Origin of the sequence: Fibrobacter sp. UWH4, from assembly GCF_900142475.1 — a bacterium.
Lineage (GTDB): Bacteria > Fibrobacterota > Fibrobacteria > Fibrobacterales > Fibrobacteraceae > Fibrobacter.
This window is the reverse complement of record NZ_FRAY01000004.1, coordinates 38,137-59,046: the sequence shown is the minus strand read 5'-3', so window position 1 is coordinate 59,046 and position 20,910 is coordinate 38,137. Positions and strand designations below refer to the sequence as shown.

The following is a 20,910-nucleotide window of genomic DNA, read 5'->3' as shown; positions in this document are numbered from 1 at the left end:
GCAATCGTGAAAGCGATTGCGACGCCCCAAATGAATATGTTTGAGAGCGTCTTAATCATTTCTTTTCTCCCATCATCTTCGTTAAGCACGTAGCGCAGATGTCAATTTCCATGATAATCTTGCTAGTCAAATTCTTGCGATTCTCAATCTTTGTAACCGTAAGGTGATATACGTCGCCTTCGTCACTTCGGTTTGTAAGGCACTTGTCGCATACGTAAGTCATCATTACAGCATCTCCTTGAACTTGGCGACAACCTTTTCAACATAGGCATCTACATTATCGTCTTTTACCTTTTTGCGCTTGACAAATTCCCGAGCGAAGTCGATAATGGCGTCCTTTCCTTTGGCTATGTCAATACTCTCGCTTGTTCGGTAAGTCCATTCTGGGGGTTCCATGCCCAGTTCCAAGAACCTTTTTTCAAGGTCGAAATCTTTGTCTACGGAGACGTGTTGCGAACAAAAACTTTCACCGCTGTAAGTTGCTATTCCGAAGAAAAGTTTCCCTTTGTACTTAGCTACCCGAAGAACAATTCCGTACCGGAAGTAATACTTTCTGTTCGAATCCGGGTTGTAGTGGTATCGGCTGTGATCCGTGTCAGTAGCGTCGACATCTATAATGGTTTCGGCGCCTCCCACATACGATACATCTGTATCATCCATATCAAGAATCTTCTTCATTATGCAGCCTCCTTCACCTTTCGGATTTTCGGCTTGAACCTTTTCATCCAAAAATCAAGCGCTTTCATTTCTTTCTCGCCAGGCTGGCAATTATCACGGTCTTTTTCGTCGCCGTAGAACTGTCCGACTTTTCCGTCCGGAAGGATTTCGGCGGTAGCCTTTGGCGTATCGCCGCACTTGATGAATACAAGCAGGCATTTACCGTCCGAGACTTTGCCGATGTAGTCTGCGTATGTGAGGCACTGGTGGAGGGCTCTCGCGTGAGCGTCGATTGTTTCGTAATTTTCCGGAACATAGACGGTCAATCCTTCGTAATCATATTTTTTGGGCAGGAATCTTTCGACGGCTCTGCGATACCGGGTCATTTTCTCCTTTTGACGTGCCGTTTCCTTGCGAGCATTTTCGTCAAGGACCTTTTCGTGAGCCTTTACAAGGTCGTTCGGAAATTTCCAGTAATCGCTTTCCGTGTCATGGTTCAGGCTTTTGGCCATTCTGATGTAATCGTCGTAGATACAACTTGTTATTAGGAGAGTTTCAAACAGACCTTTCTTTACCTGGGTTCCAAAATACTTGATGCAGTCCAAAGACACCCTACGCTTCATCAAATCGTATTCTTCAGAAGTAAGATTCTTTGACATCATCGTCTGTATTTTTCTGAGGCCGTAGTCGCTTCTTGGGTTGCGCTTTAGCCATTCTGCAATTTTTTGCTGTTGCAGGTACGGCAACTTGGCGAAACCGCTGCTCAGGGCGAGTTTGTAGAATCCGCCGTTTACAAGTCTTTCACATTCGGGCCAAAGTTTCCATGCTGCAAGGGCTTCCCAAATGAAAGCGATGCTGCCACAATAGTTTCTGCACTTATCAAGCATCCACCTGAAACCGGGGTACTTGTCCTTTATAAGCAGGACTTCTTCATCGTCAATAATGTCTCTGAATCCTTCTACTAAGCTCTTGCATTCAATACGCGGTTCGCACCATACTTCGTCTGGATCCACGATGTCATCCAGCATGTAGCCGCCTAAGTAGCAAAAACAAAGGTTTCGGCAGCACTTGCGTCCGTCTTCGTAGAGCTTGAATACATCCATGTTGCCGCTGCCGTAACGCTTCCCATTCCATCTTGCGTTAGTGATGCGCACCAGCTTGCCTTGCTCCAGTTCAATCCGTTCTTCAAATATACAGCGGTACATCTACACCCCCAGCATTGCGAACATGTCAAGCTGACCTTCGCAGGTTTTGGACTCTGCCTTGAGGTCGTTGCGGTCTTCAAGATCCTTGTCGACTACATCTTCATCTTCTTCGTTATCACATTCAGATTCAACGTCATCGACGGAAGCAGAAATGGAAACTGTTTTCGGATACTTCTTACCATGCGCAGCCTTGGACCGTTTCTCGCTTTCCTTGCGTTTCTTTTCTTCCTGTTCGGCTTTCTTCTTGGCTTCTTCCTCGTCCTCGGCCTTCCATACCTCGTCATTGAAATAATCTTGGCAGATTCGGAAGCATGTTTCTGCGGGAATGGGTCCTGACAGCTGATTGTTCTTGGCGGCTTTTCTACCGCCGAGCATTTCGAGCACTGAGTCACGGAGGTGTTGAATGCAACGGTCGAACTTGTCCTCGTTCCCCTTGAACTTCTGGCAACTTTCTTCAAGGTTCGCCCTGATGATGGATTCCATTGTTTGCGGCGATTGCTTCGCCATGGCGTTGTACGCTTCAATCTGTTCTTTAGTCGGTTTCATTTGTTTCTCCAGGTCAAAAAAATTTCTATCCGGTGGCGTCACCTCTTTCTTCATCGGCTCTAGCTATCCGTTGCTTGTATGCCGCCTGAAAGGCTAAGCGGTAAAGTAAAATGGAGTCAACTTAAGCCGCCTCGCCACCGGTCCGCTGGGCAGTTATGTCCTGCCTAGTGGATGCGTCCCTAAAGTCCAGTTATAGGCGACGCGATTTTCAAGATTTTTGCACTCCGGCGGCGGTTTTGTGTAATTTATTGCAACGACCAGACCTTAGAAGAAAGTTTGAAAGTTTGTTTGTTCGTTGTTTGTTCATGCCGCCATCGTGCAAAATTGTCGCCCTCCGGGTGCGGAACTTATAGGCGTGTGTGTAAACTTGCACCCATCGGGCTAGCGGTTTTTCGGGAGTCGAACCCGAATCTGCGGCTTACTACGTCGCTGCTCTACCGTTGAGCTAAAAACCATCACCACTCCTGCCACCACCGAAACAAAGTGTGCAACATCGCACGTAGTCGGCAGGAGTGGTGCCGGATTTTCCGGCTAGAGGTACATCATCTTCACATGGGGAACCTCGTTCCTTGCGATTGCCGTGATGATAGCCTTCGCCATCGTCTCGTCACCGCCTGTAAGTTCTACCATCCTGGCGAGCGCCTCGCGGTTGACCTTGCGTTTGCGTTCCCTTTCGTCCTCGGGCCACAATGGTTCAACGTATGGGGAGTCTACTTTAGCCCTTTCCTCTTCGGGGAGTTTCGCCATGGCTTCTGTAGCCTTCCGTTCCGCCTCGGCCTTGGCGATTTCAGCCTGCCTTGCGGCTTCCTCGGCTTCCTTGGCCTTGCGTTCGGCTTCCGCCTTTTCGTTGGCGATGCGTTCCGCCTCTGCCTTGGCTTTCGCCGCCTCTTCCTGGGCCTTTTTCAGTTCGGCCTCTGCCTTTTCCCTTGCAGCCCTTTCCATGGCCTCTTTCTGCGCCCTCAGCTCTTCAAGCTCGCGTTTTTCGGCCTCCGCCTTTTCTGCGCTTGCAAGCATGTCGGTGAGCTGCCGTTTCGCTTCCCTTACGGAACTTTCTGCATCAGCTGCCGATTCTTTCCAGTATTCCGGTGTCTTGGCCATGGATTCAATCTGTTCGAGCAGCTGTTTCAGACCTTCGCTGTCACAACCGATGCCCTGGGCGGGGAGATTGTCGATTTCGACGATTTCTGCCTGCCGTGCCTCGATTTCCTTCAGCGGGGCGAGTACTTCTTCCTTGTACGCCGTGAGCGAGTCCTTCACCCTTTTTCTGACGGCATCGATTTTCTTTGGTTTTTCCTTGAGGATTCTGGCCACTTCCAGTCCACGCTCGGCGATGGCCTTTTCTACCTGCCCGATGCGCTTCGCGAGCGCCTTCCTGGTAATCTGGCCGTCCTTGGTGGTGGGGTCCGCGACGAGGTTCCTGGCCCTTTCCTTGGCAAAGTTGAGCACGGGCAGGAAGTTGCATTCGTCCATGAAGAAGTCTTCCCAGTTGTCGATTTTACCGACAAGCGTCCATTCCTTGTCACTTTCCTGCACGGTAAGCAAAGCGGTTTCGGTCACTCCGGCATCCTTCTGTTCAAACAGGTCTTCCATTATAACGGCACCTCCTCGTCGTTGACTTCCGTCGCGGTGTAGTCGGGAACAACGCTGATTTCGTGGGCGAATTTCGTGCTGAGGTCGCTGTCGGCCACCAGCCTTTCGAGGCCGCCGTACTTTTCAAGGAGTGCGTCGAACGCCGCCTTGCCCACACGCCTGTTTTCCCTTGCCACAAACTCGTAGAACTTTGCCCTGCGTGCGTCGGAGAGCGGTGTGTGTGCCTTGGTACCCCCTTCTGCGTTCGTGGCTTCGGTGGGCGTTTCCTGCGAATCCGGGGCCACCTCGACATAGCCCTGCTGGTCAAGCACCTCAGAACCATTGGTCATGTTGTCGGGAAGTTCGTCCTTGGAGTACGGCATGCCGTTGAACTCGCTGGGGAAGGCCCTGCGCATTGCCGTGGCGATGGCGACCTTTTCGAGCATCACGTGCGGCTTGGTGTTCCACATCTGGTTGTTCTGCGAGTACTCGCGGAGGAATACCGTGGATCCGATGGGGTGGTTCCTGTCCTTGCGGTGAACGGTGCAGGTGCACCCCATGTTCGCCCCCTCGCCGAAGAACTTTGTCTCGTACCCGTCGTACTGGGGGAACTCCTCGGCACGCCTCAGGTAGACTTCGTAGCCGACGATGATGCTGAGCTTGCGACCGTTTCCCTGTCCGTACGCCACGGCGTAGACTTCCCGCTTCCACGGGTTGAGGTTGAATGTTCCGGCAATCGCCATGAACTGGGCCTGCTCGTTGGGGAGCAGGTTCGAGTTGGTCTGTTTCAGGTAATCCATCAGGAGCTTCTGAGTGACCCTGTTCTGTTCCGTGGATACCGCCACGGCGGTGTTTGTTTTCTGTTCCATGATTCGTTTCTCCATTTGAATTAGAACGTGTTAGAAAGCTGTCTTGCCATCCAGTCGACGGTTGCGAAATCGTAGGCGCCCCTGCGGATGTCCTCCATCTGCTTGATTACCTTGTTGCTAGTCGCCATTTCTCCTGTCGCCTGAAGGAACGCCCTGGACGGTTCGCCTGTCACGATGTAGGTCGTGTTTGACTTTCGGCTCTTGTAAGTCCTTTCAGCCATTGGACTTCTCCTTTTCGTTAACCGGTGTAAATTCGATAATCACGTGATGCCCTGCGCCCTGGCTCCAGCTCCAGCGGAATGCGTCGAGCATGGTCATGATGCCGAGCGGTTCCCAGTGCGCAAATACCAGGAATAGTTTTTCGTTGCTCATGCGTTCTCCTATCTGTAGTGCTCGTTGAAGAATTTCCTCATCGGGTGCATCGGGTTGTTTGGGTTGAAACCAAACCACTGTCCGCAGATTCTCTCTATAATCGGTTCGTGCTGTGCCGCAGTGGAAGCGTGCAGGCTGTCGTTTCTCCAGCTCCAGTTCCTTCGCTCCTTGTCGATTTCCATTGCGTATGACTGCAGGAAGTCGTGGTATCGCCCTATTGTGATGAAGTAGAGCTTGACGGTCTCCCGGATGTTGATGGTTCGTTTCAGTTCTTCGACGTCAATCATACGTGCATCGCCCCGCGTTTCCTTGCCCATTCGACCAGGAAAGCCTTCCTGAACCAGATGGGTGATTTCGGCTTGTCCCTGTACCATTCCAGGGGTGGTTTCAGTAGCCCGTGCCTGGAGCGTTCAATCATCTGTTGGAGCGTAGAACGGCTGCACCCGATGAACTTTGCAGCCAATGCCGGGCAGATGTACTCTTCATCGGCAATGAGCCTGGTAGTGTTCGGTAGCCTGTTGCGCTTTTTCTTTTCAGTCGTTTCATCCATCGTTTCCGTTCCTCTTTCCGGCCCTGCTCTCACAGAACCGCTTGCAGGCTCCCTGCCAGTTGTCGATATTGTTTCCGAACCTGTCTTTCCCACCGCGCTCAACGAAGGTCATCTCGTAGAAGTCCCTCGCATCGCCTTCGCTCAAACCGTTCACGCTGGCAAAATCGTAGATGTCTCTCGCTGTCGGGAATCCTGCTGCTTGGCCGAACATTTTCCGCCCTTCTTCTGGATGCCATCTTTTGTTTATAGCATCTCTCCTTGTTTCGGAGAGTGCGTTCACACGCTTTGTCGCCTCATTGACCATCTTCGCCCCGAAACTGTTTCCGGAGCCGTCCTTTTCGAGAAGTGACTTGATAGACTGCTTGACGTCTTTCACGATTTCGTCATCCGTTTTCGCAAAGTAGTGGGCGCAGAAATCGTCGAAGAAAACTTTTGCCCACCAGACTTTCTTCATTTCTTTTCATTCCCGAAAAACTTGATAATGGCTTCGGACGCAACGGATGTTGTAGAAGCAGCCAATCCATTTTCCTTCAGCCGTTGAGATTCTTTCTTGACAAGCTCAAGAGCTTTCCGCGTCAATCCTATTGTTGTACTTTTCATACATCTCCAAAAAATTTGGGATTAAACAAATTTTTTGTTAGAATATAACAAATTTTTTGTTAAAATGAACAAAATTTTTGAAATTATTTGAAAAAAGTTGAAAAATTTTGTTTTTATTGTCATATTTTTTACATGGAAAATGAAGAATCTTTTTTCGACTGCAATAAATTCCTGATTAGGAAGGGGTGGGACCGAAAAGAATTGGCTAAAGAGCTCGGTTTTGAGGTTACTACAATAGGGAACTGGTGTGCGAAAAAATCGACTCCAAACTATTCTACGTTGGTGAAGCTCATAAATTTGGGAATGACTCTCGAAGAAATGTTCGGTGAAACGGTAAAAGAAAAGTTGTCTCCATCTCCGCAAAAGGATAATCTTCCTAATCCGGTCAACCATGATTTCAAGGAAGCTGTACGATTAGCTTTGACTGATTTGCTGCGGGTTTAGGGGATGGAAAAGAAGAATTCTATGGACTTTTCGTCTTTTTTCGAAAGGACCGGATTGTCAAAGTCTACATTGTCGAAAAGACTGAAATTATCAAGATCAATGGTCACTCTTCTTGCGAACGGTTCTGTTGCGCCGTCTTACGAGACGATGAAAAAACTATTCGAAAACGGAATGACTGCAGAAGAACTTTTTGGAATAGAAGTGAAAAATACTATATCTGATGCCGATTGCGAAAAAATAGCGGAATTCATTGTGCAAAGATTGAAATAATACAATTTGTATATATTTAAGTACAATTTGAATCAAAACCGATACAAACCTTATATATAACTCATAACTCATAAAGAATAAGAGAATTATATATAAATAACCCTCATACTCAACTCATGTTTACAATACTATCCTTTATGGAACAGTATGAGTCTGAGGGGTCTTGCGACATTTTTTTCGGATAAGAAAAAAGTAAGGTCTTTTTTTGTTTTAAGCTATTGCTTTATCTGATTTAGTTAGTTATATTTATTAACGAGCGGCGGCGATGTTGCCACTGCAAGCGAAAGAGGTGACACAATGAACGAAAGAATAGGAAAGGTCTTCAAGCTGGGCGTGAGGGACGTGGACGGTTGCAGGATCGTTGACGGATACGTGAGGGGTAAGAAACTGGCGAACATCGTCAGGAGCATCGACAACCTGGAATGCGTGACAGACAAGCTCAGGAACGTTGAAAATGCGGAATCCGCCATCCAGTGCTACCCTGAGCGCAACCTGGAACAGGGGCAGTGCTGGGGGCTGCTCATCGAGGAATCGGGAGACAGGACTTACTTCTGCTACAGCTTCGTGCCGGACGCCTGCGAGCATCCGGTAGCGGAAATCAAGGCGGAACCGCCAAAGGCCGGAACGCATAAGGCGAAAAAGGAAAAGAAAGCATCTCCCAAGAAGGGGCGGGCCGTAGGGTCTGCCCCTAAAGTTTTTTATGTGGGTCCGAAGAAAAAGCAGTCTCTCCCGCCTGAGGTGGCGAAGAGGAACAGGGTGCAGGAGGGGTTGAGGATGTTCAGCATCAAGACGGCACTGTTCATCGAGAGCATGAGGGCCGTGTTCAAGCCTGAACTTGCAGGAAACTTCACCTACGCATACTAGAGCGGACTTCACCAAACTTTGATAAGGTCCTGCGTCATTGCAGGGCTTTTCTGTTTCATAGGTGCTGGCTTTTTAGCTGGCACCACTTTTCTTTTGCGCAGAACCGCGCTTCAAGCGTGTTTTTCGGTGTTTGTGGGTGTTTGTTTGGGTGTTTGGGAAAAGTGGCTCGGAAGGGCGTTTCCGTGGCTAATTTTGGGGTATGGCATTTGGACTGCGTGACTATTCCGATTTCGAGCCTCAGAAGCTCCACAGGACCCCGGAAGGGTATTTGACGGGGCGTATCCGCGTCACTTGCGCCGGAGTGTTCCCCTACAGGACCGAAAACGGCCTGGTGCGACGACTCCGCCCCCGTGACGAGGTGGGCAAGCCCGAAAGCGTGGCTTCCGCGAACTCCAAGCCCCTGACCCTTCGCCATCCAGGCGAGAACATCTCTCCCGACAACATCAAGAAGTACCAGGTGGGCTTCACGGGAAACGATGCAGAGTTCGACGGTCTGGATTTGTGGCTCACCATCACCGTGACCGACCGGAAGGCTCTCGACGCCATCGAGCGTGGCGAGGTCAAGGCCGTTAGCATGGGCTACGATGTCGCGGACCTCCTGAATGAACCCGGCAATTGGAGGGGTACCCAGTACGACGAGGTCATGAAGGGCATCCAGTACAACCATGTCGCACTTGTCTATGCCGGTCGTGCTGGCGACAACGTGAATTTCAGCATCGGCGACTCCGCCGACGGCGAAAGATTTTTCAACGACAAAACCGCAGGTAAGGAACCTGCAAAGGACAGCGCAATGAAGAAAATCATCATTGACGGTGCCGTTTACGAATGCGACGAGGCCGTGGCCGCGAAGGTCGCCGGGCTGGAAAAGCAGCTCGCCGATTCCGAAGCCGCCCACAAGGCCGAACTCGACAAGGTGACGGCAGAACGTGACGCGGCCCAGGCCGAAGTCAAGACCCTCAAGGAATCCCGGAAGGACGAGGCCGAAATCGCCCGTCTTGCTGACGAGAAGCTCGCTCTCGTCGAAACGGCCAAGAAACATGGCTGCGAGGTGAAGACGACCGATTCCGCCCTAGACATCAAGAAGGCCGTCGTCGCCAAGGCTTTCGGCGACAAGATGGACCTGAAGGACAAGAGCGCCGAATACGTGGCCGTGGTCTACGATTCCGCCCTGATTCACCTTGATTCCGTGGGTGATACCAATGGCAACGACAAGAACCCGATGGCTAACGACTTTAGCCACATGCCGAACGTGCAGGACTCGGACCACGAAGCCGCGCATAAGGCCATGTGCGACGCCATCTTTGGCAAAACCAAGAAGGAGGCATGACCATGTCTATCGAAAATGCAGACTTTAACGAAACCGTGGGCGTTCCGGGACTGATTTTCCCGTTAGTGCCGCACTCCATCGAGAGCGGGTTCCTCCAGGGAACCAAGAATTCTGGCGGCGGCTTCGCGCTGTTCGCCAAGAAGGGCGTTCCGGGAAAGGTGTGGGCAGAAATGCCTACCGTTCCCGATGAAACCGAAGGTGCGGAAGAGGGTGCAACCGTACCCGATCCGGACGCATACTTCGTCGGCATCGCCGCACGTACACAGTTCGACGGCCTCGGATGCGAAGGCTACGGTCAGGGCGACCAGGTGAACGTGCTCAAGAAGGGCCGTCTCTGGGTCCGCGTCCTCGGCGAGGTCCTCGCTGGTCAGGCCGCCTATGTCAACGACACTAACTTTGCCATTACCGCGACTTCCAGCGGGGCTACCGCCATCACTGGCGGCGTGTTCAAGTCCAACGCCGCAGACGGTCAGCTCGCTGAGCTCGAAATCGCTTAAGGAGGTAAACCATGGCTTTTAACGCTAAACAGCAAGCAACCATTCTCCAGCTCTTCGGTGTCATCGCCAACGAGACCTACGGCCTCGAACGCGAAGCACTGAAGGCCACCACCTTCATCCCGGCACAGGGCGGTATCGCCCCGTGGATTATGAGCTGGGCCTACAGGGTCGTTTCCGAAGTGGGCATGGCGAAGTTCATTTCCGACTACGCCGACGACCTTCCGCCGGTCGAACGCCTGATGAAACTCGAAACCATCGGCATCAAGACCCTCGGCGATTCCTATTCCTACTCGGAATTCGAGTTGCTCCAGTGGCTCACTGCCGGAGTCGACGTCTCCCGCGACCGTGCCGAAACCGCACGCCGCAAGATCGACGAAAAGGTCGACCGCGTTCTTCTCGTCGGTGACGACGAACAGGGCGTCACGGGCCTCTTCAACAATGCCAACGTGACGGTCGAAAACGTGGCCGCAGGTGCAGCGACTACCACCACCTGGAAGACCAAGACCCTCGACGAAATCGTGAAGGACGTGAACGCACTTGTCGATGCTGCCTACACGCTCAACAAGGGCACCATCACCTTCGATACCATCATCCTTCCGCACGACGCCTACAGCCACGTGACGACAACCCGCGTGAGCCAGTACGACGGCACTACCATCCTGGCGTACCTCAAGACGCTCTTCCGTGAACTCGGAATCGTGAACTGGGAAGAATCCCGCCTGCTTGACGGTGCCGGTGAAAACGGAGTGAACCGCGCGGTGTTCTACAAGAAGTCCGCTTCCATCCTCTCGTTCGTGCTCCCCGAGCCGTTCGTCCAGAAGGAAGCCCAGCCCCATGCCCTGCATTACAAGGTGCCTTGCTATGCACGTATCGGCGGCACGGTCATCAAGAACCCGAAGGGCATCCTCTACGCCGACGGCCTGTAATTCGTTTCTCCAGGAACGAGGCGGGGTAAAACCCGCCAAATCCTGGGGTTCTTTTATCAATCAAAAATTTCTGGAGTAAAATTTTATGGCAAAGAAAATCTACATCAACGGCACCAAGCGTTGTATCATGTTCGGGAAGACGATGCTGCTTCCCGGCAGCAACGTGGTGGATGAAATCGACGGCAACGCATACCCACAGTTCAGGGCGTACATCGAAAACGGCGACATCGAGGAATCCGACAACGCCGTGAAGGCCGTGCAGAAGGCCAACACCCAGTCCATCGTCGATGAAATCGCGAAGACCGCGCCCAAGGACGAGAACGTGAAGAAGGCCGCGGGTAATCGCAAGAAGCAGCTGGATGCCATCGATGCGGAAGCCAAGGCCAAGAAGGCCGAAATGGAAAAGAAGGAACAGGAAGACGGAGAATAGTCGCCATGAACCTTACCGATGCAGAACGTGAAAAGCTGCTTGCCTTCCTGACGGCGGAAGTGGCCGATAGCCCGCGGCTGGAAGCGTGGATCGAGGCGGCAGGGTACCGCGTCTCGCGGTGCTACTTCGACAAGGCCTACGTCTATGCGCTCTCGCTCATGGTCATGCACAAGGCGTTCCTCGAAGGTCTGGCCGCCGACGGAGCGGCAGGAGCCGTCACCAGCAAGCGCGAAGGCGACCTGTCCGTAAGTTACGGGAGCGGTGGATCCGGCAATGGCGACCTTTCTGCATCGACGTATGGCCAGGAGTTCGCGACGCTTCTGGAGCAGTACTCCCACAGGCCGGGAGTGACGGGAATTTCTTGCTGCGGAGGGTTCGACGGTGGCGACGCTGTTCAATCGCCGTTTTAGCTTCTTGAGTATGCCGAAGCCCACGACCGATTCGTACGGCAATGCGGTATATGGCGAAGTCTCCGTGCGCTCCGTGCGCGGTACGGTGCAGCCGTTGAATGGCAAGGAAACTGTCCCAGCCGTGGCATTGAGCCGCAACACGGGAACGGTCAAGGTGTACAGCACCGAACGGCTCGATTTCCGCGCCGAGGACGGTTCGGGACTTGGCTATGTCAAGTGTGGCGAATACCTTTATGAGCTTGTAGACGAGCTGCCGAACCAGAATGACCTGATAAACCACTGGAAGTATATCGCGTGCCTGGTTCCGCCGTCGCAGGTTCCCGAAGCGTTGCAGGGGGTGGCGTGAGTTCCATCGTGGAAGACATCAAGGGCGCAATCTGCCACTACTTCAACGAGCACCAGCTCATGGACTGCCCCTTTGTAAAGGCCCCGTCCAACATACCGGCCCCGGTGGGCAAGTACATCGCGGTGAGGGTCGAGCAGGTGGAACAGCACGGCTCCGAGATGCAGCCGCCGCCCGGTGACAACGCGAGGTTCGCTTTCGAGCAGGTGGCTACTGTGGCATTCATCGAGGTCGAGGGCGACGGCGAGACGCTCAGGATGGTGCGAAACCTGGTCCAGCGCAAGGATTTCCGCGACAGTGCCGTCGCTGAGGGCGGGTTTGCCGTGTGGGACTTTACGAGCATCCTGCCGATAGACACCTTTGACGGCGAGTTTGTAGTAAGGCAGTGGAGGTTCACGATGCGTGTGAACTTCGCGGACGAGATTTTACAGGACGTTCCGAGAATCGAGAGCGTCGAACCTTTAACACTAACAGGAGAATAGACAATGGCTCAGATTATCGACCAGATTGTCAAGATTTCCATCCAGGACGCCATTTCGAGCGTCACCACGGTGGACGTTAACACCATGGCCCTTGTCGGAAAGACCGGGGCTTCGGGTTCCACCGATGCAAAAGAAATTGCATCCCTGAGCGGGGCGAAGGACGCCTTCGGCGAGGATTCCGAGCTTTACCAGATGGTCAAGGCATTCTTCGCCCAGGACTCCCAGCCGTCCCGTGTGGTCTGCATTCCGGCGGGTAGCGATGCACTTGCCGCAGTCCAGGCCGCTGCCGAGAATTTCGACTTCTACCACATTGTCTATGCTTCCGACGACACCGCCGTTTCTCTGAACGACATCAAGTCTTGGCACGAATGGCTTGCCGACGTGAAGAAGGTCGCCCACATCCAGATCAAGGCTGCCGACAAGGCGGGTCTTGACGGTCGTGCTGATGCCGGTTATGACCGAGTGGCCCTCTACCTGCATACAGAAATGAACTCCGTCACCACGACCGTGTACGATTCCGAAACCAAGGAAACCACCGTGACGACTTCGACCACGAAGCCCGCCGGATGGATCGACCATGCAGCAAAGAGCGTCACCACCGACGGGACCGAGACCACCACCGTCGAAATTTCCTGGGAATACCTGCCCGTGGCCATCGTGGCCCTCCGTTGCGCAAGCGATTCCGCCAAGGGCACCTTCGCGCACAAGAAGTGCAAGGGCGTTACACCGGATTCCTACAGTGTGGAAAGCTACAACGAGTGTATCGACGGCGGCTACAACATCTACACCAAGGTTTCTGGCGAGTCCCGCCTGTTCATGGGTACGACTTCAAGCAACGAGAGGTTCATCGACCAGATCGTAAAGGACGACTGGATCCGTTTCAACGCACAGAGCCGCATCTACCAGCTCCTGGGAGAAGGCAACGACGGCAACGGCGTGAACTACGACGATGCAGGCATAGCGGCTGTTGCCGCCGCCGTGCTCAACGTGCTGAACACTGCCGCCGACACGGTCCACCAGTACGTGATGGAAGGTTCCGCGAGCGTGGACTACAAGCCCTACAGCTACCTCGTGGCGAACTACGCCGAGGATGTCCGCAAGCGCAACCTGCCGCTCATTACTGGCCGCTACGCAAGAATGAACTCCATCCACACCGTCGTGCAGGTTTCCCTGCAGGTCACTCTTTAAGGAGGATTTTCCATGTCGATGTTCAATACCTACGACCACACCAAGGTCAACATTTCGCTGAACGGCATCTCCCTGACCGACTTCAACGGCGACCCGACCATCACCAAGGAAGGGCCGGAATTTGAAGTCGTGGAAGGCTCCAACGGTGCAATCGAGCGCTCCCGCATGGTGCGCAACCTCTACACGGTGAACCTTCCGATGATGCAGACAAGCCCGCAGCTCAACGCAATCGAGACGCTCCGCATTTCCGACGAGAAGGCCGGCGCTGGCCCGTTCCCCTTCGCCATTACCGACCTCAACGGCGCATACGTGCTGATGGGTCAGGCGTGGATCGAGAGCATGGGCGACGCCACCAAGGGCCGCCAGGCACAGCCGCGTACCGTGGTGCTGAGGGTCAAGGCGGAAGCCGCTTTCGAGGGGGCATAGCGGATGACCCCGATAAACTTCAAGGTCGGCGACGAGGAATACCAGCTCCTTCCGCATACCGGGTTCACGGCGATAAACCTTGACCGCAAGGTTCTCGGTCTTGTCGGGCGCATGGCTTCTGCCTTCACCGGAGACGACGACATGGCCGCATTCGCGATGCTTTCGGGCGCACTTTCGGACATGGGCGACAGCGAGTACCGCTGGCTCGTGGAAACGACGCTCGGCCGTGTCACGGTGGTGACTCCGGGCAAGAAGAACGTGTCCCTTTCCGACATGGACGCGATTGCCGAACACTTTGCCGGGAACATGGGCGGACTCTACACCGTTCTGATCCGAGTATGGAAGGAGGAAAAGCTGACCCCTTTCGCACTGGCCCCGAAAACGGAACAGAGTGGAGGCTGAACTACTCCAACCCTATCGTAGCCGCATTCAGCGCGACCGACTCGTCGAACATCGAGGCGTTGGGAGACGTGGGAACGCTGGAAGGCGGCGCGGCGGAGTATGCGCTCATTTGGCGGATTGTCGGAGAGGCGCATATTCCGCTTTCTGATATAGAGCGGGAGTGGACTTTCGAGCGGATGGTGAGTTTCGGGGCGTTCCTATCGATGAAGAACGACTACAAGAGCGCTTGGGGCGAGTTCTACCAGCGCGAAAACCAGCAGGGAAGGTGACGAATGGCTGACGAGAATTCTTTTGTACAGGTTATCAAGTTCAAGGTGGACGACAGCGACCTTCGCGCTGCCATAGAGCGTATGCGTGCCGCCTTCGGTGAAGGCGGGAGCGGAAAGGACCCGACGGCGAACCTTGAAAAGGGGATAAAGAAGGCCGGGAACGAAGCGAGGAAGACTGCTTCCGAGACCGAGAAAATAGGCAAGGCCAGCAAGGATGCTGCCAAGGAAACCGACAGGCTCTCGAAGAGCTTCGGCGGGCTTACCGGGGCCATCAAGGGGGCGGTGGCCGCCTATGCGGGATTCCAGGGAATCTCCAAGCTCATCGGCTTCGGCAAGGGGAGCATTGCCGCGTATTCGGCACAGAAACGCCAGGAACTGATGCTCGACACAGTGCTGAAGAACAACGGCATGGGCGAGGCCTCCGGCTACATCAAGAATGCTGCCTCGGAATTGCAGAAACGCACTACCATCGGCGATGAGGCGATGATTGCGGGTGCGGCGGAACTTTCGACATACGTGAGGAACTCGCAACAGCTCAAGCGCATGATGGGCCTGTTGGCCGATTACTCGATGGGCATGACCGGCGGGGCCGAAATGTCGCCCGAGGCCATGACTAATCTCGCTACAGGATTGGGCAAGGCTTTCGACGGCACATACGAGGCGATGCGCAGGAAGGGCTTCGACACTTCGGAGCTGGAACAGATTTCTGCCGCGATGAAGCTAAAGGAAGACCTGGAAAAAGGGAATGTAGCCCGTGACAAGAAAACAGGTGAACTGAAACTCTCGAACGACGACAAGGAACTCCTGAAATGGCTCAAGGAAAACGAGGGGAAAAGCCTTGAAGACCTGAAAGTAACCGCCCTCGAGAATGCCCTCAAGGACTGGAAGGGCCTCGCAGAAGAATTTGCCAGCACCGACGAAGGAAAAATCCTGCAGCTGAAGAATGACATCGGCGACCTCCGCGAGGATGTAGGCAAGATGCTGTTGCCTGTTTTGGGAGAACTGGCCGCGGAGGTGCGCAAGAATCTTCCGTTAATCAAGGATTTTTTCAACTCGCTGGGTAACCTTATCAAGCGGTTCATCGAAGTAGTGATTTCGAGAAAGAATGAAATCGCGAATACGTTCCAGGCGCTTACGGATGCCATCAACCTTTTCGCCAAGGCCCCGGTTGAAATCATGGCATTCGTAACGGCGATGAAGCTGATCGGCCCTGCAATGTTCCAGGCTAGGACAAGTGCCCTCGAAATGGGGGCCGCCGTCAAGGTGATGGGCAAGGCCATGTCCGGTATAGCCAAGGGCGGTCTAATGGCATTGACCGTTTGGGCTATCGAGAAGATTGCAGAGGCGGCGAAGGCTGGCAAGGAATACCTGGGCGAAGAAAGCAAGCGCATTGACCGTGACCATCATTATGCGGATTTTTCCGAAGCGATGCGGCATGTGAGCTCCGCGCAGGAATTTCAGAAGAAACTGGGTCTAAGTTCCGAGGAAATCGCTGTAGCACGCGGAAAAATGTCGTCTATCCCGTCCGGCATTGACTTGAACAACGTCCGCGATCCGAGGGTGGGCATGATGTTCGCCGGTCTTAGCCAGGGGCAGATTGACTGGATGAAGTACGAGTTCGACAAGCGGACGTGGAGAGCCAAGGCGGATTCGGCTACTGCCAAGATGAACGCAGTGGGTGCGTCGGGAAAAGGCTCTCAGGAAATGAACCTGCAAGAACAGATGAACAAGGAACTGGCAGGGCTCACGAAGGGCGACACCAACATCACGAACATCAACTACACTAACAACATCGAGGCAAATTCCGACCTGATGGCCAAGGCCATCAAGGAAAACCTCAGGATGCTCCTGACCTCGAACCTCAGCATGATTACACGCTCCGAAGGGGCAAAGGCGCTCGCATTATGATAGGATTCGTAAAGCAGGTTGCAAGCCTTTTCCAGGAAAAGCCGTCGCCAAGCGTCGTGCAGGGGTCGCTTTTTTTCCAGGATGAAAGTTTCGGACTGTCAGAACTTCCGTTCGACCTGCTCGTGGACGAAAGCCACGAGCTTGAGTTCGACATATCTGACCATGCCGTGGAAAACGGCTCGACGATTTCGGACCATGTGTCCGAGCGGCTCCGTACCGTTAGCGTCACGGGCATGTTCACCAACCATCCGATAGGGAGTGCGCAGGCGTATGTGGACGACAAGGGCGAAATCGTAGAGGAACCCGACATCATCAACGTGGAAGGCCAACAGGCTGTCACGAACACGTCAAGGGAAAGGCTTGAAAAGCTGAAGGAAATTGCACGCCGTAGGAACACGGTCCGCCTGGTGACGGCCCTAGAAGTCTACGAGCGCATGGTCATCGAGAGCGTATCGTTCGACCGTGGCCCAGACGACGGCGAAAGTGTCAAGTTCACGATGAAGCTCCGTGAGGTGCGAACGGCGAGGACGCAGACGAAGACGGTGGAGGCTACGTGGAACCCTCCGGCACCGCCAAAGCAGGAGACAGAACCGCAGAGAAAGTTGTCCGAAAAGAAGAATAATGGCAAGGTGTCGGCGGTGGAGAAGGCTTCCACGATGATTTACAAGGACGGCCTGAACCCGCAGACCATAACTCCGAAGGGGTAGAACCATGGTAGAAATTCCGATAGAGACGAACGGCGTAGCCTACATGACGGAATCCGTCAACGTGGGCGGGGTGTCGCTGTCCATAAGGCTTCTTTGGAACGGGCGCGATTCGAGGTGGTATGCTGACCTGGAGAGCGTGGACGGCAAGAATGACGGCGTGGCTTTCATGGTCAATACGCCGTTGCTCAGTTCAAAAAACAAGTGCCTGGTCGATGGCGACCTTGTAATAGTGCAGTCCGTGACCGGAGTCAAGGCCACGCTCGGTTTTGACAACCTGGGCAAGGAGTTTTCATTGATTTACCTCACGAAGGCCGAGGTGGATGAATTTGTCGAAGCGCTCCTCTCGATGAACGCGGAGGCTGTCTGATGGCTTACGGACGTTCTGTAAAGCTCTACGTGGGCGACTTCATGAAGGGCAACATCGAGGGGACCGACCTTGTGGACAAGTCCGTCGATGCGCTCGACCTTTCGGAACTGGATATCGACTTCGAGGTGACTCGTTCCATAGAGTGGTACGACAACGAGGCGACGATTACGGTGTACAACCCGAAACCGGACACCATAAACTCCGTAATGCGCAACGGCAACAGCGTAATTCTCCAGGCCGGTTACGAGGACCAGCACAACGTGAAGAACATCTTTGTCGGGCAAATTGCGATGGTTGCCCCGAAGAGGGCAGGCAAGGATGTCGAGGTGGTGCTTACGTGTGTACAGTCACGCGGGGCGTTCTACCAGCTAGCCCGTCTGAACTGCGCCGTTTCGTTCTCCAAGGGAAAGAAAATCCGCGAATGCCTTCAGAACCTTTGCGACTATGCCGGGATTGTGCTCAGGGCCGGGAACAAGTCCTTCATAGACAAGGGCATCACGTGGCCGTTCCGTTGTTCCGGAACGTTTACCGACGTAATCCGGGCATTTTCGGAACACGTGATTTTCCCGATGGAAAAATGCAAGCTCTATCTTGACAATAATGAACTTATCGTGTTCGGCCTCGACAACACCATAGCCCTCGAAGAAGTGGTGCTGACCCACGACACGGGGCTGCTCGAATGCAACGAGATCCGTGACGAGGGCCTGAACAAGGTAAACTTCGGCGACGATCCGGTGTACTACTTCTTTTCAGGTAGCGACCAGAAGGTAGAACCGAAGAAACGGCCCAGCAAGGAAATCGACCGAACGAAGAAAATCAGGTGCAGGAGCCTGATGAACCCGGCGATAGTGCCGAACTGTTTCGTGCAGGTGGATTCAACGGACGGCACCGAATACGACAATGCGCTTGCCGTAAAGGGTCGCTACGTGGTGACTGAATGCCGGTACAGCGGCGGGAATACAGGCGGGGACTTCACCGTGACCTTCGACGCCCAGGAGGCACCTTACAGGACGGAGGCGAAATGAACCAGTTCGTGAAACTGATTAGGCAGGTGCTGGACAACTACATGGAAGGCTTCGAGACAGCCTTTCCTGGAGTCGTGAAGAACGTCAACGACGACGGCACCGTGGATGTCACACCGTCCATAAGGAACGTGCTGAAGAACATGCAGATGGAACCCGACGGGGAAGACGATGAACCGCTCCCGGTCGAGGGGGTCCCAGTGCTATGGCCGGGAACTTCGGCGGCAGTGGTGAAATTCGAAATCAAGGCTGGCGACCCAGTTCTCTGCGTGGCATCGAGCCGCGATTTGCGGGCATGGGTGGAAGCGGGAGAAGACGGAGGCCCGACAAGTCCGCTGTCGTTCTCGGGAAACGACATCAACGACCTTATGGCAATACCGCTTACCAGGGGCGGCTCGAAGGCGGTTTCCGTGACGCTCGGGCGCGATTCCGTGAAGGTGGTGGGCAAGGGTAGCATCGAGATGAAAAACGACGGCACGGTGCTTGTAAACGGGCATCTTGAGGTTGCCGCACCTTCCGGGGAATAGACGATGAAATACGTAGCCGTTGAAGGGATGGTGCTGACATACACGGCGAAGATGGGCGAAACTCCGATGGGTGCTGCCGTTGTCACTGCGCAACCTGGAGCGGCTTCGCAGACGGTAAAGGCCGACGGCAAAGGAGTGTATGTTGACGGAACGACCTTGACAGCAACTGCGTGGACTGTCGGGGCCTATGCCGGTGGCGGTACCGTAGTGGCCAGTTTCGAAAGTTCCGCAGAATTTGTCAAGGTTGACGGCAGGAACGTATTGCTTGAAGGTGATTCTGCGGAGTTCGAAGTGTCAGCGACAAATCCTAGCGGCGATACGCAGACGTTCACTATAACGGCTACGGTACAGTCTGCCGGCCAAATTTCTGTTTCCGCCGAGTGATTTTAGGTGTATTTAAGCGTGTTTCGGTATTGATTTTCTTTGTCGGCATAAGGGAGTATTTTTGGAATTATGAACGAATTACGCCTTGACAACGCACATGACATATACCGTGACGGCGCCTCGATTGCGAGGCTCAAGAAGGACACCGCAGAAGTCCACCGTTTACGTGCTCAACAGGCTGGACTTTGCCTTTTGCGTTGCGAGGAGGGCGAGTCGTTCGTTGACTACACTCATGGCGTTCCGTGGTTCAATAGGATTTTGGGCTTGCCGGTACAGCATCTCGATGTCGCCACGAAGATTATACGTGAGAAACTTTCCGAACTGCCGACAGTGAAGAAGGTCTTGCAGTTGACTCTTGATGTCAAGGAAGGCAAGAGGAACCTGACCGGTTCTTTCAAGGTGCAGGCAAATGACGGCTCTGTCGCAACAGGAGAATTTTGATGGCTACGGCGATTAGTGTTTCTGCAAGTGGAATTTCGGTCAAGAGCTACCGCGAAATCCGTAATGAACTGGAAGCGAAGTTCAAGGGGCTTTTCGGTGATGAACTCGACACGACGCCCAGTTCTCCAGACGGCCAGCTCATAGACCTTTTCGCCTACGCCTACAGCGAGGCCGCCGAGGCTATACAGGGGGCTGCGTCCGCGCTTGACCTTGACAGCTCGTACGGCGTATTCCTTGACAACCTGGGCGCACTCATGGGGATTCCTCGAAACAGCGGGGAAGACGATGACAGCTATCGAGGACGGCTTGTTTCAAGCGATACGACCGGGTTTGCAACATACGACGCGATGCTGACATACCTTAGGAAGGAACTGGGTTCGTCGGTTACGATGAAGGTGAATGACGAGCCTGAAACGGACGGCGACGGAATACCCGGGCACCATATAGCCGTCTACATTCCAGAAAGCGTCACCAAGACGGACAACGAAATCGCCCAGGCAATTTTCGACTGCAAGGCCGCCGGTGTTCCCACTTACGGTTCGTCTTCAGGAACAGCCGAGGACATGGTAGGCCTTCCGCACATTATGAAGTTCAACAGGATAGAAGGCTCAGACGCATACTTCATGCGGATTACGATTACCGAGTACGAAGAAGAAGTCCTTCCTGACGATTTTGCTTCAAAGGTAGCGGCAAGTGTCGCCGAATGGGCGCTTACCGAATACAGGCCAGGGCAGGACATCATTCCGCAAAGGGTTGTGCAGGCCGTGTACGAAGTACCTGGGATCGATACGGTAACGGTCGAAGTCTCCGCGAATGGTTCAACCGGCTGGACTTCGAGCAGGGTTCCTGTTTCCGCAGACACCTATGCAGTGATACCGGAAGAGAACATCACCGTGACGAAGGTGTAG

33 protein-coding genes and 1 tRNA gene are annotated in these 20,910 nt (G+C 53.8%); 22 read left to right on the top strand and 12 right to left on the bottom strand.

Annotated features, from left to right (window positions below):
• Positions 1-55: 55 nt before the first annotated feature.
• From BUA93_RS16245 to BUA93_RS08150, 12 genes are all read right to left on the bottom strand, one after another.
• Positions 56-226, bottom strand: coding sequence for a hypothetical protein (locus BUA93_RS16245; RefSeq protein WP_175547400.1), 171 nt, complete (start codon positions 224-226; stop codon positions 56-58).
• On the bottom strand, positions 226-678 hold the full coding sequence (locus BUA93_RS08195) for a hypothetical protein (protein ID WP_072978686.1): 453 nt from the start codon (positions 676-678) through the stop codon (positions 226-228). The genes BUA93_RS16245 and BUA93_RS08195 overlap by 1 nt, the downstream gene beginning before the upstream one ends.
• Positions 678-1,862 carry a PcfJ domain-containing protein gene (locus BUA93_RS08190; RefSeq protein WP_072978685.1) on the bottom strand — a complete coding sequence of 395 codons (1,185 nt, stop codon included), beginning with the start codon at positions 1,860-1,862 and terminating at the stop codon, positions 678-680. Before BUA93_RS08190 ends, BUA93_RS08195 begins: the two co-directional genes overlap by 1 nt.
• A complete protein-coding gene (locus BUA93_RS08185; protein WP_072978684.1) occupies positions 1,863-2,408 on the bottom strand; it encodes a hypothetical protein in 546 nt (181 codons plus the stop codon).
• A 384-nt stretch (positions 2,409-2,792) separates the two neighbouring features.
• A tRNA-Thr gene (locus tag BUA93_RS08180) sits at positions 2,793-2,863 on the bottom strand.
• A gap of 76 nt (positions 2,864-2,939) precedes the next feature.
• Complete coding sequence (locus tag BUA93_RS08175; protein WP_072978683.1) at positions 2,940-3,998, bottom strand: hypothetical protein; 1,059 nt, start codon at positions 3,996-3,998, stop codon at positions 2,940-2,942.
• Positions 3,998-4,846 carry a phage recombination protein Bet gene (gene bet, locus BUA93_RS08170; protein WP_072978682.1) on the bottom strand — a complete coding sequence of 283 codons (849 nt, stop codon included), beginning with the start codon at positions 4,844-4,846 and terminating at the stop codon, positions 3,998-4,000. Before bet ends, BUA93_RS08175 begins: the two co-directional genes overlap by 1 nt.
• A gap of 20 nt (positions 4,847-4,866) precedes the next feature.
• Entirely contained in the window at positions 4,867-5,067 is a 201-nt protein-coding gene (locus BUA93_RS08165) for a hypothetical protein (RefSeq protein WP_072978681.1), read from the bottom strand.
• A complete protein-coding gene (locus BUA93_RS16240; protein ID WP_175547399.1) occupies positions 5,060-5,218 on the bottom strand; it encodes a hypothetical protein in 159 nt (52 codons plus the stop codon). The genes BUA93_RS08165 and BUA93_RS16240 overlap by 8 nt, the downstream gene beginning before the upstream one ends.
• Positions 5,219-5,226: 8 nt before the next feature.
• Entirely contained in the window at positions 5,227-5,505 is a 279-nt protein-coding gene (locus tag BUA93_RS08160) for a hypothetical protein (protein WP_072978680.1), read from the bottom strand.
• Positions 5,502-5,768: a hypothetical protein gene (locus tag BUA93_RS08155; protein WP_072978679.1), complete on the bottom strand. Its 267-nt coding sequence runs from the start codon at positions 5,766-5,768 to the stop codon at positions 5,502-5,504. Before BUA93_RS08155 ends, BUA93_RS08160 begins: the two co-directional genes overlap by 4 nt.
• The gene (locus BUA93_RS08150) at positions 5,761-6,222 is read right to left on the bottom strand and encodes a hypothetical protein (protein ID WP_072978678.1); all 462 of its coding nucleotides are present in this window, start codon (positions 6,220-6,222) and stop codon (positions 5,761-5,763) included. The genes BUA93_RS08155 and BUA93_RS08150 overlap by 8 nt, the downstream gene beginning before the upstream one ends.
• A 278-nt stretch (positions 6,223-6,500) precedes the next feature.
• Between BUA93_RS08150 and BUA93_RS08145 the strand changes: the two genes are divergently transcribed.
• The 22 genes from BUA93_RS08145 (at position 6,501) to BUA93_RS08045 (ending at position 20,910) form a co-directional block, all read left to right on the top strand.
• A complete protein-coding gene (locus tag BUA93_RS08145; protein ID WP_072978677.1) occupies positions 6,501-6,812 on the top strand; it encodes a helix-turn-helix transcriptional regulator in 312 nt (103 codons plus the stop codon).
• Positions 6,813-6,911: 99 nt separating this feature from the next.
• Positions 6,912-7,082, top strand: a complete 171-nt coding sequence (locus BUA93_RS16235; RefSeq protein ID WP_175547398.1) for a hypothetical protein — start codon at positions 6,912-6,914, stop codon at positions 7,080-7,082.
• Positions 7,083-7,379: 297 nt separating this feature from the next.
• The gene (locus BUA93_RS08140; RefSeq protein ID WP_072978676.1) at positions 7,380-7,946 is read left to right on the top strand and encodes a hypothetical protein; all 567 of its coding nucleotides are present in this window, start codon (positions 7,380-7,382) and stop codon (positions 7,944-7,946) included.
• Positions 7,947-8,145: 199 nt separating this feature from the next.
• Entirely contained in the window at positions 8,146-9,273 is a 1,128-nt protein-coding gene (locus BUA93_RS08135) for a DUF2213 domain-containing protein (RefSeq protein ID WP_072978675.1), read from the top strand.
• Positions 9,274-9,275: 2 nt separating this feature from the next.
• A complete protein-coding gene (locus BUA93_RS08130) occupies positions 9,276-9,770 on the top strand; it encodes a structural cement protein Gp24 (protein WP_139257896.1) in 495 nt (164 codons plus the stop codon).
• Between the two features lie 11 nt (positions 9,771-9,781).
• Positions 9,782-10,696, top strand: a complete 915-nt coding sequence (locus BUA93_RS08125) for a major capsid family protein (RefSeq protein WP_072978673.1) — start codon at positions 9,782-9,784, stop codon at positions 10,694-10,696.
• An 85-nt stretch (positions 10,697-10,781) separates the two neighbouring features.
• Positions 10,782-11,126 (top strand): hypothetical protein, encoded by a 345-nt coding sequence (locus BUA93_RS08120; RefSeq protein WP_072978672.1) that lies wholly within the window; start codon positions 10,782-10,784, stop codon positions 11,124-11,126.
• A 5-nt stretch (positions 11,127-11,131) separates the two neighbouring features.
• Positions 11,132-11,536: a DUF4054 domain-containing protein gene (locus tag BUA93_RS08115; RefSeq protein WP_072978671.1), complete on the top strand. Its 405-nt coding sequence runs from the start codon at positions 11,132-11,134 to the stop codon at positions 11,534-11,536.
• Positions 11,508-11,882, top strand: a complete 375-nt coding sequence (locus BUA93_RS08110) for a head-tail adaptor protein (RefSeq protein ID WP_139257895.1) — start codon at positions 11,508-11,510, stop codon at positions 11,880-11,882. The genes BUA93_RS08115 and BUA93_RS08110 overlap by 29 nt, the downstream gene beginning before the upstream one ends.
• Complete coding sequence (locus BUA93_RS08105; protein WP_072978669.1) at positions 11,879-12,361, top strand: phage neck terminator protein; 483 nt, start codon at positions 11,879-11,881, stop codon at positions 12,359-12,361. The genes BUA93_RS08110 and BUA93_RS08105 overlap by 4 nt, the downstream gene beginning before the upstream one ends.
• Before the next feature lie 3 nt (positions 12,362-12,364).
• Complete coding sequence (locus BUA93_RS08100; protein ID WP_072978668.1) at positions 12,365-13,549, top strand: DUF3383 family protein; 1,185 nt, start codon at positions 12,365-12,367, stop codon at positions 13,547-13,549.
• Positions 13,550-13,561: 12 nt separating this feature from the next.
• Positions 13,562-13,975 (top strand): hypothetical protein, encoded by a 414-nt coding sequence (locus tag BUA93_RS08095; RefSeq protein ID WP_139257894.1) that lies wholly within the window; start codon positions 13,562-13,564, stop codon positions 13,973-13,975.
• Between the two features lie 3 nt (positions 13,976-13,978).
• A complete protein-coding gene (locus BUA93_RS08090; RefSeq protein WP_072978666.1) occupies positions 13,979-14,377 on the top strand; it encodes a phage tail assembly chaperone in 399 nt (132 codons plus the stop codon).
• A gap of 59 nt (positions 14,378-14,436) precedes the next feature.
• The gene (locus BUA93_RS08085; RefSeq protein WP_072978665.1) at positions 14,437-14,646 is read left to right on the top strand and encodes a hypothetical protein; all 210 of its coding nucleotides are present in this window, start codon (positions 14,437-14,439) and stop codon (positions 14,644-14,646) included.
• Positions 14,647-14,649: 3 nt separating this feature from the next.
• The gene (locus BUA93_RS08080; RefSeq protein ID WP_072978664.1) at positions 14,650-16,554 is read left to right on the top strand and encodes a phage tail tape measure protein; all 1,905 of its coding nucleotides are present in this window, start codon (positions 14,650-14,652) and stop codon (positions 16,552-16,554) included.
• Positions 16,551-17,261 (top strand): phage baseplate protein, encoded by a 711-nt coding sequence (locus BUA93_RS08075; protein ID WP_072978663.1) that lies wholly within the window; start codon positions 16,551-16,553, stop codon positions 17,259-17,261. Before BUA93_RS08080 ends, BUA93_RS08075 begins: the two co-directional genes overlap by 4 nt.
• A 4-nt stretch (positions 17,262-17,265) precedes the next feature.
• A complete protein-coding gene (locus BUA93_RS08070) occupies positions 17,266-17,628 on the top strand; it encodes a phage baseplate plug family protein (protein WP_072978662.1) in 363 nt (120 codons plus the stop codon).
• The gene (locus BUA93_RS08065) at positions 17,628-18,653 is read left to right on the top strand and encodes a baseplate hub protein (RefSeq protein WP_072978661.1); all 1,026 of its coding nucleotides are present in this window, start codon (positions 17,628-17,630) and stop codon (positions 18,651-18,653) included. The genes BUA93_RS08070 and BUA93_RS08065 overlap by 1 nt, the downstream gene beginning before the upstream one ends.
• On the top strand, positions 18,650-19,177 hold the full coding sequence (locus BUA93_RS08060) for a Gp138 family membrane-puncturing spike protein (RefSeq protein WP_072978660.1): 528 nt from the start codon (positions 18,650-18,652) through the stop codon (positions 19,175-19,177). The genes BUA93_RS08065 and BUA93_RS08060 overlap by 4 nt, the downstream gene beginning before the upstream one ends.
• Positions 19,178-19,180: 3 nt before the next feature.
• Entirely contained in the window at positions 19,181-19,561 is a 381-nt protein-coding gene (locus BUA93_RS08055) for a hypothetical protein (protein ID WP_139257893.1), read from the top strand.
• Positions 19,562-19,630: 69 nt separating this feature from the next.
• A complete protein-coding gene (locus tag BUA93_RS08050) occupies positions 19,631-20,002 on the top strand; it encodes a hypothetical protein (RefSeq protein ID WP_072978658.1) in 372 nt (123 codons plus the stop codon).
• A complete protein-coding gene (locus tag BUA93_RS08045; protein ID WP_072978657.1) occupies positions 20,002-20,910 on the top strand; it encodes a hypothetical protein in 909 nt (302 codons plus the stop codon). The genes BUA93_RS08050 and BUA93_RS08045 overlap by 1 nt, the downstream gene beginning before the upstream one ends.